Raw genomic sequence first — 14,884 nt, 5'->3', positions numbered from 1 at the left:
TTTTCAAAAAACCCTCGAAGAAACAAGCACTTCTGCCACTCATCACCGCCTGCAACGTTGCCCGTCGCCGGCAGCGGATGCGTACTTTACGGATTCTCCGGGGGTGGCGCAAGCCCTGCGGGGAAAAAGATTCGGGGAGCACCGCCTGGCGGCGCTCCCGCCGACATCAGCCGCCGATCTCGAGGCGCACCATGCCGGTCCCGCTACCGAAGCTATTCACCTCGACCCGGTAGGTACCGGGCTCGAGGTGCTGAGTGATCCGAGACCCGAGCCCCAGGTCGCCGGCATCGTCGTTCTGGGCGTCGACGCCGCGCCCCGACAGCCGCAGCATGGTATCCACCGCCGCCGAGGTGGCCTCGACCACCACGGGGCGCGCCTCGTCGATCACCAGCTCATAGGCCAGGCTGCCGCCGCCGAGATTGCCGTAGACGGTCTCGCCGGGACGCACTTCGCCGCCGTCGCTGGTGCGCCCCTCGAAGGCCTGCCCTTCGGTCCGCAGGCGGTAGATGCCGCTGCCGCTGTAGCTCTGCGCCTCGAGGACATACTCGCCGGGCTGCAGGATGGTGGTGATCAGGGCGTTGCGATCACCGCCGCTGTCGTCGTCGCTCAGGTCCAGGCCATTGCCGTGCAGGCGCAGCATCGGGTCGAAGTCCTGGGAGTCCAGCGCCAGCCGCACTTCGACCGGTTCGTCGATCGCCAGGCGATAACGGCTCTCGCTGAGACCGGTCAACTGGCCGCGCAGGCTCTCGCCGAGGGCCAGCGCGCCCTCGTTGCGGAACTCGCCGTCGAAGTCCCGGCGGGTCAGCTCGAGGGCATAGTCGCCGTCGCCCTCGCCATAGCTGTCGACCTCCACCCGATAGTCGCCGGCCATCAGCACGGTATCGAGACGCGAGTCGGTGCCATTGCCATCGTCGTCATTGGCGATGTCGGTGCCTTCCCCGGTGACCCGCAGCACGGTATCGAAGGCCCGCGAGCGCAGCGACAGGCTGATCTCGGAGGGCCCGTCGAGGTGCAGGCTATAGGCATTCGGCGCGGCCCCCTTGAGGGTGCCACTGACGCTGTCGCCATTACGCAGGGGACCGCCGTTGCGCCAGCCGTCGGCCAGATCACGGCGCTCGGCCATCAGGCGATAGACCTCTCCGGTACCGAGTACGCGGCTGGGACAGCTCGCCTCTCCGCCGACGGCGGGGGCATGGTCGGGGCGCAGGCGGACGCGATAGTCCCCGGCATCCAGATAGGCCTCGAGACGCAGCTCGCCGGTCGCACAGGCGTGGGCCGACTGCGAGACGCCGCTGCCCTCCAGCTGCAGGCCGAGGTCATCGACGCCGCTCAGCGACAGGGAGAGCAGCGCCGGCCCGTCGAGGCGAATGGGATACTCGGTCGCGTCCCCGTCCAGGCGCCCGGTCAACGCACGCCCCGGCACCAGCTCGTCCTGGGTCCCGATCGGCTCGGCGCCGAGGCGATAGGGACCGAAGGCGTCCTGGCCACGCCCGTTGACCACCACCAGCATGCAGGCGTCGTCCGCCGGCGCTGCCAGCAGGGTCAGCGGCCCGGCTTCGGGGCCGCCCCGGGCGCTGCCCAGCCACTGCCCCTGGGAATCGAAGGCGGACAGCTCGGCCGCAAAGGGGGCCTCGAGGGCATAGGACTGGCCTTGGCCAGCAGTGGCGCCGGCACATAGCCAGTGTGCCGAGTAGCGGGTGCCGTTGTTGAGGTTGACGAGGCTCGACGAGGTGAGCTCGCCGGCGATATCGCTACCGAACGTGGCCTCGGGGGCCGAGACGAAGCGCGTCTCTTCCTCGACGCAGCCGGTCAGCAGGACCAGGCCGGCGGCGCCGACCAGCAGACGATGGGGGCGAAGCACCGCATGACCGGACGCCCTCCGGATTGCTTGAACTACCACTCGAAGTCTCCCTACGTAAGTATCACTCTCTGTCGCACCCATGCGACGAGAGGTAATACTTTAGCCGAAAACGGTATAGAAGGGGCGCGCCCGAGAGCGGCGGAGTAGCGGAGGAGCACAGGGCGACGCTCCCGGAGCGCGCCCGCCGCCGGGAGGGACGCTCACGGCGCGGCGCTGGCCCGGTCGAGCAGCGCGAGGATCGAGCGGTAGGGGATGCCGCCGTGCTCGGTCAGGCCGATCTCGCAGGTGCGCGAGTTGGAGTAGCCGGCGCTGCAGTCGGCCACCTGGTCGGCCAGTCCCGCCAGCGCGGAGGCATTGAGCTCCGGCGTGGTGAAGCCCTTGTCACCGGCGAAGCCGCAGCAGGTGATCTCTGCCGGCACCACCACTTCCCGGGCGCAAGCCCTGGCCAGGCCGACGAACTTGTCGGCGAGCCCCATGCGGGTGCTCGAGCAGGTCACATGCACGGCGACCCGCTCGTCCAGCGGGGTGACGGCGAGCCGCGGCAGCAGGTGATCGTGGGCGAAGGCGACCGGCTCCAGCATCTCGAGTCGCTCATCGAGGTGCTCGCGCATCTGCAGGGTACAGGGGCTGGTGTCGCAGAGCACCGGATAGCGGCCGTTGTGGCTCGCCACCAGCAGCTCGCGATTGAGCTCGCGTCCCTTGTGGGTCGCCTCCTCGAACTGCCCCTTGGACTGGAAGGCCATGCCACAGCAAAGATGGCCGATCATCTCCGGGAGGATGACCTCGAAGCCCGCCTTGTCGAGCAGTGCCAGGGTGATCTCCATCACCGAGCGCCGCTCCGTGTCGTCATGGTCGGCGCCGAAGATGCGGGTGGCACAGGAGGGCAGGTAGACCACCTTGTCCCGGGAGGCATCACCCGACGACACGCGGTCGAGCACCCGAATCGACGCCGCCCTGGGCAGCGCCGGACTCCACTGGGGCAGGCGGTCGCCGCTCAGGCGGCGCGCCCCGGTGCTGGCCTTGGCCATCAGGTCGGTGCCGAGCAGGCTCCTGGCCGCGCCGGCCGCGTTGAGCCCGCCCCGGGCCACCCGGGTCGCGCCCGAGAAGTGGCGCCCGATGCGCCGCGCGACTCCGGCCGTGCCGGCGGCCCGTTCGTGGCGCATCCCGCGTACCAGGTCGCCGGTATTGATGCCCACCGGGCACTGGGTAGAGCAGAGGCCATCGGCGGCGCAGGTCTCGTCACCCACATAGCGATAATCCTCGCGCAGGGTGGCCAGACGCGTCTCGTCCTCGGCGCTGCGCGAGGCGCCCAGCGCCTCGAGCCTTGCCAGTTCCCGGGCGATGACGATGCGCTGGCGCGGGGTGAGGGTCAGGTCCTTCGACGGGCAGACCGCCTCGCAGAAGCCACACTCGATGCACTTGTCGACGATCTCATCGGCCTCCGGCAGGGGCTTGAGGTTCTCCAGGTGCAGGGTCGGGTTGCGGCTGAGGATCACCTCTGGATTGAGCAGGTTGCCGGGATCGAAGAGCGCCTTGATCTCCCACATCAGCGCATAGGCGTCGGGCCCCCACTCCAGCTCCACGTAAGGCGCCATGTTGCGCCCAGTGCCGTGCTCGGCCTTGAGCGAGCCGCCGTACTCCACGCCGACCAGCTCGGCCACCTCGTCCATCAGCGCCTGATAGCGCCCCACCTCGCCGGACTTCTCGAACCCCTGGGGAAAGACGAAGTGCAGGTTCCCCTCCAGGGCGTGGCCGAACAGGATGGCGTCGCGGTAGCCGTGACGATGGAAGATGTCGGTCAGCGCCAGCACGCCCTCGTCGAGCCGCTCGATGGGGAAGGCCACGTCCTCGATGATCACCGTGGTGCCGATCTCGCGCACCGCCCCCACCGCCGGGAACAGCCCCTTGCGGATCTTCCAGTAGAGGGCGTAGGTGTCGGCCTCGCGGGTGAAGGTGACCGGCTCGAGGGCCTGGATGCCCTCGAGGGTCGCCTGTACCGCCTGCATGCGCGCCTCGAGCTCGGCCTCGGCGTTGCCACGCACGTCGATCAGCAGCGCCGCCGCCCCCTCGGGCAGCGTCTTCAGCACCACCGGCATGCCCGGCTGGTCCTGCACCGAGCGCAGCGCGGCGCGGTCCATCAGCTCCACCGCGGAGACCGGCGCCTGCTTGAGCGCGATGGTCGCGCGGCAGGTCGTGCCCATGTCGGGGAAGAAGGCCAGGGCCGCGGCCTTGAGGGGCTCGTCGACCACGGTGTCGTAGGTGATGGCGCTGATGAAGCCCAGGGTGCCCTCGGAGCCGATCATCAGGTGCTTGAGGATCTCGATGCCATCCGTGAAGTCGACCAGGCTGTTGAGGGCGTAGCCGGTGGTGTTCTTGAGCCGGTACTTGTGGCGGATTTTCTCGGCGAGGGCCTCATTGCCCCGGGTCTGGGCGGCGAGGCGCTCGAGTCCGGCCAGCAGCTCGCCGTGGGAAGCCCGGAAGTCGGCGACGCTCTCGGCATCGGCGGTGTCGAGCCGGCTACCGTCGGCCAGGATCACGCGGATGTCGCGCACCGTGCGGTAGCTGTTCTGGGCGGTGCCGCAGCACATCCCCGAGGCGTTGTTGGCGGCGATGCCGCCGACCATGCAGCTGGCGATCGAGGCCGGATCGGGCCCGATCTTGCGCCCGAAGGGGGCCAGCAGCTGGTTGGCCCGGGCCCCGATGACCCCGGGCTGCAGGCGGATCGCCCGCCCGTCGTCGAGCACCACATGATCCCGCCAGCCGCGGCCGAACTGGATCAGCACCGAGTCGGTCACCGCCTGGCCGGACAGCGAGGTACCGGCAGCGCGAAAGGTCACCGGCAGCCGTCGCGCCCGGCATTCCGCCAGCGTCCGCTGCAGCTCCGCCTCGCTCTCGGGGCGCACCACGAGCCCCGGGATCAGTCGGTAGAAGCTGGCATCGGTGCCGTAGGCCAGGGTGCGCAGCGGATCATCGATCAGCCGCTCGGCGGGTATCGACGCCGAAAGCGCCGCCTTCAGGTCGCGCCAGGGGCTCGCCTCCGTCATGCCGTCGCTCCCGTGTCTCACGTCGCGGTGCCGGCGTGGCGGACGAGGATGATAAGTTCACGCGGGCCGTGGACACCGTAGGCCAGGGTCTGCTCGATGTCGGCCGTCTTGCTCGGCCCCGAGATCAGCAGGGCGTTGGTGGGCATGCCCGCTGCCCAGTCATGAGCGACCATCACGTCAAAGAGGGTGTCCTCGAGAGTCTCGGCATCCAGCACGGCGATATGAATCGGCGGCACCAGGCTCAGCAGGCGCGGTTCGTCCGGGGTGGGCCAAAGCCAGAGGCTGCCGGTCTCGGCGATACCGCCACCGGTCGAGGTCAGCGCGGCGTCCACGCTCTCGAACTGCTCACGCTGCCAGCTCTCGATGTCCCGGTCGACGGCCACCAGCTCGATGCCGGTCCCGGCCAGGGCCGTGCGCGCCGCTGCCGCCACCGGGTGTTCGTGCCCCAGCGCCAGCCGTTGCACGCCCTTGTCGCGGAGCACGCCAGCGAGGGCCTCGGTCCAGCCGTCCCGGGACGCGTGGATCACTTCGCCATGCACGGAGGTGATCCAGCGCTCGAACCGCGCGAGGCGCTCCTGCGCCGTCCAGCCGCGCCCGGTGACCACGGCGAAGTCGCTCTCCGGTGCCTCCAGGGGACCGTCGGCCCGCTCACGCAGTCGCTTCAGAATGGTCTCGCGGGCACTCATGCGTCCTTCTCCTCTGCCGCCTGGGCTCGGCGCTGCTTGAGCAGGCCGTGCAGGGTGGTCTTCGCCGGCTTGGGCGCCGCGCGATAGTCGGTCCAGGGCCCCAGGTGGGCAGGCGTCAAGCCACGCAACCTGCCGGCCAGGGCAGTGCCGCTGCGCCAGACCCCCGGATGGGTCGCCAGCCACTGCCACCCCTTCCAGGCCGCCAGCTCCTTGCGCGAGCGCTTGGCGCCGGCGCCACGCACGTTGCCGCGCCCCTCGCCAACCGCCTCCCGGCGCAGCCGCACCAGCAGGTCGGGGATCGGGATCTTCACCGGACAGACCTCGCCGCAGGCCCCGCACAGGCTCGAGGCAGTGGGCAGGTCCTTGGTCGACTCCAGGCCCTCGAGGTGGGGCATCAGAATGCTGCCGATGGGACCGGGGTAGGTGGTGCCGTAGGTGTGCCCGCCGACCCGGGTGTACACCGGGCAATGGTTCATGCAGGCCCCGCAGCGGATGCAGCGCAGGGTGTCGAGCAGCTGGTCGTCCTGGTAGATGCCGGAGCGGCCGTTATCGACCAGCACCAGGTGGACTTCCTCCGGACCATCGTGCTCGCCGGCCCGGCGCGGCCCGCTGATCATGTTGAAGTAGGTGGTGACGTGCTGGCCCGTGGCCGAACGGGTGAGCAGCGAGTAGAGGGGCGCCACGTCGCGCAGGTGTTCAACGACCTTCTCGATGCCGGTCACGGCGATGTGCACCGGCGGCACCGTGGTGGTCATGCGACCGTTGCCCTCGTTCTCCACCAGGCACAGGGTGCCGGTCTCGGCCACCGCGAAGTTCACGCCGGAGACCCCCACGTCGGCGGCCATGAAGCGTTCGCGCAGTTGCAGGCGGGCCGCTGCGGTCATGGCATCGACATCCCGGGTGCGCTCGATGCCGGTCTTGTCGTGCATGATGTCCGCGATCTCGTCGGTATTGAGATGGATCGCCGGCATGATGATATGCGAGGGCGTCTGCTCGTTGAGCTGCACCAGGTACTCGCCGAGGTCGGACTCCAGCGCCTCGATGCCGGCCGCCTCCAGATGGGCGTTGAGATGCATTTCCTCGGAGACCATCGACTTGCCCTTGATCACCGATTTTGCCTCGCGGGCCTCGCAGAGCTCGCGGATGATACGGCAGGCGTGCTCTCCGTCCTCGGCCCAGTGGACGCGGATGCCGTTGGCCTGGCAGTTGGCCTCGAGCTGCTCCAGCAGGTCAGGCAGCCTGGCCAGGGCCCGCAGGCGGATATTGGCCCCCAGCTCGCGCAGCGTCTCCAGGTCCCATTCGCCGAAGCTGTCCCGGCGCTTGCTCATCAGGCCATCCATGGCCTTGCGGAAGTTGGCCCGGATCTGGGGGTTCTCCAGGGCCTCATGGGCCTGGCGATGGAAGGCAGCGGGGGTGAAGGTCTGTACACTCATGATGTCCTCCGCCACAGGTAGCTGGCGATATGCTCGCCGCGCACGGCACTCTGGCGGTGCTCGAGGCGCCCGTCGATGTTCATCAGGCAACCACAGTCCGAAGTGACGAAGTGCTCGGCGCCGGCCGCCTCGATGGCCCGGCTCTTGTCTTCGACCATGGCCGCCGACACCTCCGGGTGACGCACCGCGAAGGTGCCGCCGAAGCCGCAGCACTCGGCGGGCCGGGCCTGCTCCACCAGCTCCACGCCCTCGAGACGGCCGAGCAATGCCGGGCCGGTCTCGGCCAGCCCCATCTCGCGCCGGGCGCTGCAGGAGGTATGCATGGCCACCTTCTCGGGGGCTCCACGGTCATCAAGGCGCAGGTGGCAGACATGCACCAGGAACTCGGTCAGCTCGAACACCCGGCCGGCGATCTCCCTGGCCGGCGCCTCCCGATCGGTACCGGCGAACAGGTCGGGGTAGTGGACCCGCATCATGCCGCCGCAGGAGCCGGAGGGCACGATGATCGGCCAGGGCTCGGGGAAGAGGTCCAGCTGGGCCGCGGCGACGGCCCGGGCCTCGTCCTGGTAGCCCGAGGTGTAGGCCGGCTGGCCGCAGCAGGTCTGGTCCTCGGGGAAGATCACCTCGATGCCTTCCCGCTCCAGCAGGCGGATGCCGTCGAGGCCGGCCTGGGGGAAGAAGAGGTCAACCAGACAGGTGCCATAGAAGTACACCTTGTCGGGCCTGGCGGGGTAGAGCTTGACGGGCGTCATGGTCAGGGTCCTCGGCGCCGGCCGGGTGGCGGGCGCTGTCATGATGAGCCTGGGCGATTGTAAATTGGTAAAACCAATTTACAGATCAATATCACCGCACAGTATGGGGCGGCACTGTAACTGTCAAATACCGGGCGCCCAGAAGCGCCTCAGGATGATTAGACTTTGGTCTACGACTGACAGAACAGAGCGCCAACCTGCTGAAATGGCGAACAATGCCCGATCCGCCGGCAACACGATATATTGGTAATACCAATTCATCGGCGCTATCATGGAAACCGAGATCCCGTGCCCAGGAAGCGCCACCATGTCCTATCAAACCCTCCGCCAGCCGCGCCTGGCCGATGTCATCACCGAGCGCCTCGAGGCTCTGATTCTCGAGGGTAGCCTAAAGCCCGGCCAACGGCTGCCACCGGAGCGCGAACTCGCCGAGCGCTTCGGCGTGTCACGTCCATCGTTGCGCGAGGCGATCCAGAAGCTCGCCGCCCGCGGCCTGCTGAGCAGCCGCCAGGGGGGCGGCACCTTCATCACCGAGGACCTGCACAGCGGTTACAGCGACCCGTTGCTGGAGATGCTGTCCCGTCACGGCGAGTTCCACCTGGACCTGCTGGAATTCCGTGATGCCATGGAGGGCCTGTCCGCCTACTATGCCGCCCTGCGTGCCACCCCTACCGACAAGGCGGTGCTGATCGAGCGCTTCGAGGAGCTGGAGGCGCGCTTTGACGAGCAGGACCCGGCCCGGGAAGCCAAGGCCGATGCCGCCTTCCACCTGGCCATCGCCGAGGCCGCCCACAACGTCATGCTGCTGCACACCATCCGCGGCATCTTCCATCTGCTGGAAAAGAGCATCGTCGAAAATCTCGAGCACTTGTTCGGCAAGCCCGATGCCCGCAAGAACCTGATGGCCCAGCACCGCGCCCTGCTCGACGCCATCCTCCAGGGCCGTGCCGAGGAGGCCCGCAGCCGGGCCCACGAGCACCTGGTCTACGTGGAGGAAGGCCTGCTCGAGGCGGCACGCGCCGAGACCCGTGCGCAGCGCTCCCTGCGTCGCGCCCAGGCGATGCCCACGGCGAGCCACTGAGTCCATGCCCCACCCCGCGACTGCCTCGAAGCATCGCCGCCTGGCCCGTTTGCTGCTGTGGGGGCTGGGCCTCGCCGGGCTCGCCCTGTGCATGTGGCAGACCGCCCAGGTAGCCCGGGAGCAGGCCCTGCAGAGCCTGCGCCAGGACGCCGAGAACGAACTGCGCCTGTCGGCCGCCGGCTTGACCGGCCACCTGTCGCGTCACGACTACCTGCCGGAAGTGCTGGCCACCCGGGAGACGGTCAAGCGGTTCCTGGCGTCGCCGGACAGCCAGGATCCGATGCCACTGAACCGCCTGCTCGATCGCTTCCGGGCCACCGCCGGCGTCTCGGACATCTACCTGCTCGACCGCGACGCCAACACCCTGGCCGCCAGCAACTGGCATCGCCCCGACACCTTCATCGGCCAGAACTACCGCTACCGGCGCTACTACCAGGAGGCCATCGCCGGCCGCAATGGCCGCTTCTTCGGACTGGGGGTCCAGTCCCGGGAACGCGGCTACTACTTCTCGGCACCGGTCTGGCTGGACGAGACGGCCCCGGATGCCCGCCCCGACGGGGTAATGGTAGTCAAGGTGCTGCTCACGGCCGTGGAGGGCAGCTGGGCCGAGCAGGATGCCGAATTGCTGGTCACCGACCGCGACGGCGTGGTCTTCCTGGCCAGCCAGCCGGCGCTGCGCCTGACCGCTCTGGAACCGCTCGGCGAGGCGCAGCGCGTGACCCTGCGGGCCTCGCGGCGCTATGCCGACGAGCCACTACCCCCCACCGGCCTGCGTCCGCTCGAACATCGCGACGAGCGCACTCGCCTGGTGACCTTCGCCCGCGGCCCCCTGGCGGGACAGCACTACCTCAGCCTGACCCGCCCCATGCCGGCCTTCGACTGGCAGATGCACATCCTCAAGCCCCTCACCCCGGTATCCAGTGCCCAGTGGGTCTCGGCATCGCTGGCCGGCGGCTTCTATGGCCTGATGGTCCTGGGGGGCGGGATCGGCTGGCAGCGCCTGCGCCTGCGCCGGGAACGCGAGCGCTTCGCCGAGCGCGAGCGCTTCGCCGAGCGCGAGCGCCTGACCCTGGCCCGGGCACGTGACGAACTGGAACGCAACGTGGCCAACCGCACCCGCGACCTGGTGGCCACCAACCGTCGCCTGTCCGACGAGATCGAGGAGCGTCGCCGCGCCGAGCAGAGCCTCAGGGAAACCCGTGACGAGCTGGTCCAGGCCGCCAAGCTCGCCGTGCTGGGTCAGCTCGCCGCCGGCATCAACCACGAGCTCAATCAGCCACTGGCGGCGATCCGCGCCTACGCCGAGAATGCCCGCGCCTTCATCGCTCGCAGCCGGGCCGAGTCTGCCGACGCCAACCTCGGCCAGATCGTCGAGCTCACCGAGCGCATGGCCGAGATCAGCGCCCAGCTGAGACAATTCTCCCGCAAGAGCGGCGACACTCTCACCGCGGTCTCGGTGCAGTCCTGCTTCGACTATGCCCTGCGCCTCTTCCAGGCCCGCCTCAACGAGGGCGAGATCACCATCGAGCGCCGCTGGCCCGAGACGACGGCCTGGGTGCGCGCCGACCCGGTACGCCTCGAGCAGGTATTGGTCAACCTGATCGGCAATGCCCTCCAGGCCCTGGCGGAATCGCCGTCCCCGTGCCTGACCCTGGCTATCGAGACCACACCGGAACGGGTGAGCATCGAGGTGGCGGACAACGGCCCGGGCATCCCCGAGGACCATCTCGCCAGGATCTTCGAGCCCTTCTTCACCACCAAATCCACCGGCAGTGGACTGGGGCTGGGGCTATCGATCTCCGGCCGCATCATCGATGACCTCGGCGGACGCCTCGAGGCCCGCAACGCCCCTGGCGGCGGCGCCCGCTTCACCATTACCCTTCCCCGGGACACTGGCCCGGATGGCGACCGGGCGCGAACCAAGGAGCAGTCACACCATGCATGAGTCCCCGGCCCCTCCGGTGATGATCATCGACGACGAGGCCCACCTGCGCATCACCGCCGGCCAGACCCTGGAGCTGGCCGGCTATGCGCCCCTGGCCTTCGAGAGCGCCGAGGCCGCCCTGACCGCGCTGACGCCAGACTTCCCCGGCGTGGTGGTCAGTGACATCCGCATGCCCGGCATGGACGGCATGGCCCTGCTGCGCGAGGTGCGCAGCCGCGACCCGGACCTGCCGGTGGTACTGATCACCGGCCATGGCGATATCTCCACCGCCGTTGAAGCCATGCGCGAGGGCGCCTGGGACTTCCTGGAGAAGCCCTTCGCCGGGGAGCGGCTGGTCGAGGTGGTGCGCCGCGGCACCGAGAAGCGCCGGCTGAGCCTCGAGAACCGCACCCTCAAGGCCGAGCTGGAGGCCCAGCAGGCGGCCCCGGGGCCGCGCCTGGTGGGGCGTACGCCGGCGATCCAGAAGCTGGCGTCGATGGTCCAGCGCATCAGCCAGGTCGAAACCGACGTGCTGCTGTTCGGCGAGACCGGTGCCGGCAAGGACCTGGTCGCCCGTGCCATCCACGAGCGCAGCCCTCGGGGCGGCCGCCCCTTCGTTGCCATCAACTGTGGCGCGGTGCCGGAGAGCACCATCGAGTCGGAGCTCTTCGGCCACGAGAAGGGGGCCTTCACGGGCGCCGTGGAGCGGCGCATCGGCAAGTTCGAGCACGCCGAGGGCGGCACGGTGTTCCTCGACGAGATCGAGTCGATGCCGCTGGCCCTGCAGGTCAAGCTGCTGCGGGTACTCCAGGAGCGTACCATCGAGCGGCTGGGCTCGAACCAGCCTGTGCCGCTGGATATCCGGGTGATCGCCGCCACCAAGGTAGACCTCAAGGCCGCGGCGGAGGCCGGGGACTTCCGCGAGGACCTCTACTACCGGCTCAACGTGGTGACCCTGCCGATCCCCCCGCTACGCGAGCGCCGCGAGGACATCCCGCTGCTGTTCCAGCACTTCGCGGTGCTCGCCGCCAACCGCAGCGGCCTTGAGGCACCGCCTCTGGATGCCGCCGGCACCTCGGCGCTGATGGCCCACGACTGGCCGGGCAACGTGCGCGAGCTGCGCAACCTGGCGGAGCGCTACGTGCTGCTCGGGGTGACCTGCGACTACCGGCTGGAGACCCTGCTGGCGGGCGTGGAGAGCGACGGCGGCGAGCTGCCGCTGCCCCAGCAGGTGGAGTTGTTCGAGAAGGGATTGATCAGCCAGGCCCTGGCCCGCCACCAGGGACGGGTCAGCGAGGTCTGCGAAGGCCTGGGACTGCCCCGCAAGACCCTCTACGACAAGCTCAGAAAGCACGGCCTCAAGGCCGAGGACTACCGCCAGAGCGTCGAGCCCTGAGCCAGCAGCTCCCCCAGGGAGCCCCAAGGGGGCAGCCAGGGCGTGAGGGCGACCGCCAGCAGCAGCATGACGCCGGAGTTCAGCGGCTCACGGTAGGCGAACAGCTTGAAGGCGCTGCCGAAGGAACGCTTGATCCGCGCCCCGGTGAGATCGACGCTGTACAGTTCGTCGAGCAGCAGGTGGATGCAGCAGCCCAGCACCAGCGCCAGCCCCTGGGCCCAGGCCAGCCCGGCCTCCAGCTCCAGCAGGCGGTAGCTGCCTGCGCTGGTAGCCAGCCCGCACAGCCCCGCGGCCAGCAGCGAGTGCCAGATGCCGCGATGCACGGAGAAGTGCTTGAAGAGCGGGCTGAGGACGTAGCGCACCCCGACGTAGAGACCACCGCAGGCCACCAGCAGTGCCCCCAGGTTCAGCCAGGGACTCAGCAACAGTGCCCCGGCCACCACGACCAGCACGGCCATCACACTGAAGATCAGCCGCACGGCATGGGAGTGGTCGGAATCGATGTCCGGCAGGACGCCGCCGAAGGCGACCATCACCGCCAGCGGCAGGGCCTGACCGGGAGTCCACAGCTCGGCCTGCCAGCCGGCCAGGGCCAAGAGCACGCCGCCTCCCGCGGCGGCACTGATATGGGTACGGAAATCGGCCATCCCGGGCGCCTCCAACAACTGGACAAATGTCCATATTATCGCCCCGAATGGCATGATCGAACAATCGCTCGGCGGCTCAAGCCCGGGCCGCGAGGTACTCGTCCTTCAACTTTACATAATTGCCGGCGGTGTAGGGGAAGAAGGCGCGCTCCTTGTCCTTGATCGGCCGCAGCGCCTTGGCCGGGTTGCCGGCATAGACGTGCCCGCCGGCCAGGTGCTTGCCTGGGGTCACCACTGCCCCCGCGGCGATGATCACCTCGTCCTCGACCACCGCGCCGTCCATGACGATGGCGCCCATGCCCACCAGGATACGGCTGCCCAGGGTGGCCCCGTGCAGGATCGCCTTGTGGCCGATGGTCACGTCATCGCCGATGGTCAGCGGGAAACCGTCGGGGTTGAAGTCGCTGGCATGGGTGATATGCAGCACGCTGCCGTCCTGGACGCTGACCCGCGCGCCGATGCGGATGCGGTGCATGTCGCCGCGGATCACCGCCATCGGCCAGACCGAGCTGTCATCACCGAGCACCACATCGCCCAGCACCAGGCTGGCGGGGTCGATGTAGACCCGCGCGCCCAGCTGCGGGGTCACGCCCTTCCAGGGCCGGAGGGCCGTCGAATCAGTCATCTTGCACCTCGCTTGTCAGATCAGTCCCGAAGCCAATACTACCAGCGTCAGCGGGATCGACACCCAGCGCACCAGGAACCGCCACAGGCGAAAGCCGTTGGGCCCGGCATCCAGGGCACGCAGGGCGACATGCTCAGGCAGCACCCAGGCGGCGAAGATCGCGATGAGCAGCCCGCCCACCGGCAGGAAGATCTCCGGCGGGATGGTACTGACCAGACCGAAGACATTCATCCCGAACAGCACCCGCACCTCGGACAGCGTCGAGAAGGACAGCACCGACAACAGGCCCAGCAGCCAGACGGCGATGCCCACCACGGCCGAGGCCTGGCCACGGCCGAGACCCCAGCCCTGGAGAGTGGCGACCATCGGCTCGGCGAGGTTGATCGAGGACGTCCAGGTGGCCAGCAGCAGCAGCAGGAAGAACAGCGACAGCCACAGGGCCCCGAAGGGCAGGTCGGCGAAGGCCACCGGCAGGGTCACGAACATCAGGCCGGGGCCCTCACCGGGGTCCATGCCCTGGGCGAAGACCACCGAGAAGATGGCGATGCCGGCCAGCAGTGCCACGGTCACGTCGAGCACAGCGACACCGGCCGCCGCCCGGGGCAGGCTCTGGTGGTCCGGCATGTAGGCGCCATAGGCCATCAGCGCGCAAGCCCCCACCGCCAGCGTGAAGAAGGCATGCCCCATGGCGGCGATCAACACCGTCGGCGTGACCGCCGACAGGTCCGGCGTGAACAGCCAGGCGAGCGCCTGGCCGAAGCCGCTGGTGGTGGCGGCGTGACCGGCCAGCACCAGCAGCAGCAGGTAGAGCAGCGGCATCAGCAGGTTATTGAGCCGCTCCAGGCCCTTGGCCACCCCCGCGGCCACCACCATCATGGTCATGGCCAGGAAGAGGGTATGGTTGAAGGTCATGCGCCCGGGATCGCCGAGGAAGGCATCGAAGCCGGCGCCGATCTCCGCGGCGCTCTTGCCGACGAAGTCGCCGTTGACCGCGGCGACCAGGAACTCGATGGACCAGCCCGAGACCACCGAGTAGAAGGAGAGGATGCAGAACACCGTGAAGGCCCCGAACAACCCCAGCCAGCGCCAGTGCGGACTGCGGCCGGCCTGGCTGGCCAGATGGCCGAGGGACTGCATGGGACTGCGCCGACCGGCGCGACCGATCAGTATCTCGGCCATCATCACCGGTAGACCCAGCAGCACCACGAAGGCCACATAGAGGAGCAGGAAGGCGGCACCACCGTTTTCGCCGGTAATATAGGGGAAGCGCCAGATGTTGCCCAACCCCACTGCGGCACCGGTCACGGCCAGGATAAAGGCGCGTCGGCTGCTCCAGCGCTCCAGGGTCTCGTTCATCGCTCTCTCCGGGCGGTCGTTGCGTTGCAAAGGGGCGCAAGCCTAGCACATTGAAACCTGCCCGGGCCGCCCGCATCTA

At 68.9% G+C, this 14,884-nt stretch carries 11 protein-coding genes; 3 read left to right on the top strand and 8 right to left on the bottom strand.

The window, feature by feature from the left end; translation table 11 throughout:
* Positions 1 to 166: 166 nt before the first annotated feature.
* The 5 genes from EKG36_RS19390 to EKG36_RS19370 all read right to left on the bottom strand — a co-directional run bounded on the left by EKG36_RS19390 (position 167) and on the right by EKG36_RS19370 (position 7,776).
* Positions 167 to 1,900 carry a hypothetical protein gene (locus EKG36_RS19390; RefSeq protein WP_126486925.1) on the bottom strand — a complete coding sequence of 578 codons (1,734 nt, stop codon included), beginning with the start codon at positions 1,898 to 1,900 and terminating at the stop codon, positions 167 to 169.
* A 161-nt stretch (positions 1,901 to 2,061) separates the two neighbouring features.
* Positions 2,062 to 4,905 (bottom strand): FAD-binding and (Fe-S)-binding domain-containing protein, encoded by a 2,844-nt coding sequence (locus tag EKG36_RS19385; RefSeq protein WP_126486924.1) that lies wholly within the window; start codon positions 4,903 to 4,905, stop codon positions 2,062 to 2,064.
* Between the two features lie 17 nt (positions 4,906 to 4,922).
* Entirely contained in the window at positions 4,923 to 5,591 is a 669-nt protein-coding gene (locus EKG36_RS19380; protein ID WP_126486923.1) for a LutC/YkgG family protein, read from the bottom strand.
* A complete protein-coding gene (locus EKG36_RS19375; protein WP_126486922.1) occupies positions 5,588 to 7,024 on the bottom strand; it encodes a LutB/LldF family L-lactate oxidation iron-sulfur protein in 1,437 nt (478 codons plus the stop codon). The genes EKG36_RS19380 and EKG36_RS19375 overlap by 4 nt, the downstream gene beginning before the upstream one ends.
* Complete coding sequence (locus EKG36_RS19370; RefSeq protein ID WP_126486921.1) at positions 7,021 to 7,776, bottom strand: (Fe-S)-binding protein; 756 nt, start codon at positions 7,774 to 7,776, stop codon at positions 7,021 to 7,023. The genes EKG36_RS19375 and EKG36_RS19370 overlap by 4 nt, the downstream gene beginning before the upstream one ends.
* A 307-nt stretch (positions 7,777 to 8,083) precedes the next feature.
* On the opposite strand from EKG36_RS19370, the gene EKG36_RS19365 reads away from it, so the two are divergent.
* Genes EKG36_RS19365 through EKG36_RS19355 form a run of 3 tightly spaced genes read left to right on the top strand, consistent with a single transcriptional unit; the run spans position 8,084 to position 12,177 of the window.
* A complete protein-coding gene (locus EKG36_RS19365) occupies positions 8,084 to 8,857 on the top strand; it encodes a GntR family transcriptional regulator (RefSeq protein WP_126486920.1) in 774 nt (257 codons plus the stop codon).
* Positions 8,858 to 8,861: 4 nt separating this feature from the next.
* Positions 8,862 to 10,802, top strand: a complete 1,941-nt coding sequence (locus tag EKG36_RS19360; RefSeq protein WP_126486919.1) for a sensor histidine kinase — start codon at positions 8,862 to 8,864, stop codon at positions 10,800 to 10,802.
* Positions 10,795 to 12,177, top strand: a complete 1,383-nt coding sequence (locus tag EKG36_RS19355) for a sigma-54-dependent transcriptional regulator (RefSeq protein ID WP_126486918.1) — start codon at positions 10,795 to 10,797, stop codon at positions 12,175 to 12,177. Before EKG36_RS19360 ends, EKG36_RS19355 begins: the two co-directional genes overlap by 8 nt.
* Here the strand turns inward: EKG36_RS19355 and EKG36_RS19350 are convergent.
* The 3 genes from EKG36_RS19350 to EKG36_RS19340 all read right to left on the bottom strand — a co-directional run bounded on the left by EKG36_RS19350 (position 12,153) and on the right by EKG36_RS19340 (position 14,805).
* A complete protein-coding gene (locus EKG36_RS19350) occupies positions 12,153 to 12,824 on the bottom strand; it encodes a metal-dependent hydrolase (protein ID WP_126486917.1) in 672 nt (223 codons plus the stop codon). The genes EKG36_RS19355 and EKG36_RS19350 overlap by 25 nt on opposite strands.
* Before the next feature lie 76 nt (positions 12,825 to 12,900).
* Positions 12,901 to 13,449, bottom strand: a complete 549-nt coding sequence (locus EKG36_RS19345; RefSeq protein ID WP_126486916.1) for a gamma carbonic anhydrase family protein — start codon at positions 13,447 to 13,449, stop codon at positions 12,901 to 12,903.
* 15 nt (positions 13,450 to 13,464) lie between these two features.
* Positions 13,465 to 14,805: a sodium-dependent transporter gene (locus EKG36_RS19340; protein ID WP_126486915.1), complete on the bottom strand. Its 1,341-nt coding sequence runs from the start codon at positions 14,803 to 14,805 to the stop codon at positions 13,465 to 13,467.
* Positions 14,806 to 14,884 lie beyond the last annotated feature (79 nt).

Origin of the sequence: Halomonas nitroreducens (assembly GCF_003966155.1) — a bacterium.
GTDB lineage: Bacteria > Pseudomonadota > Gammaproteobacteria > Pseudomonadales > Halomonadaceae > Halomonas > Halomonas nitroreducens.
The sequence above is the reverse complement of the archived record's forward strand: the minus strand, read 5'-3'. Positions and strand labels throughout refer to the sequence as shown.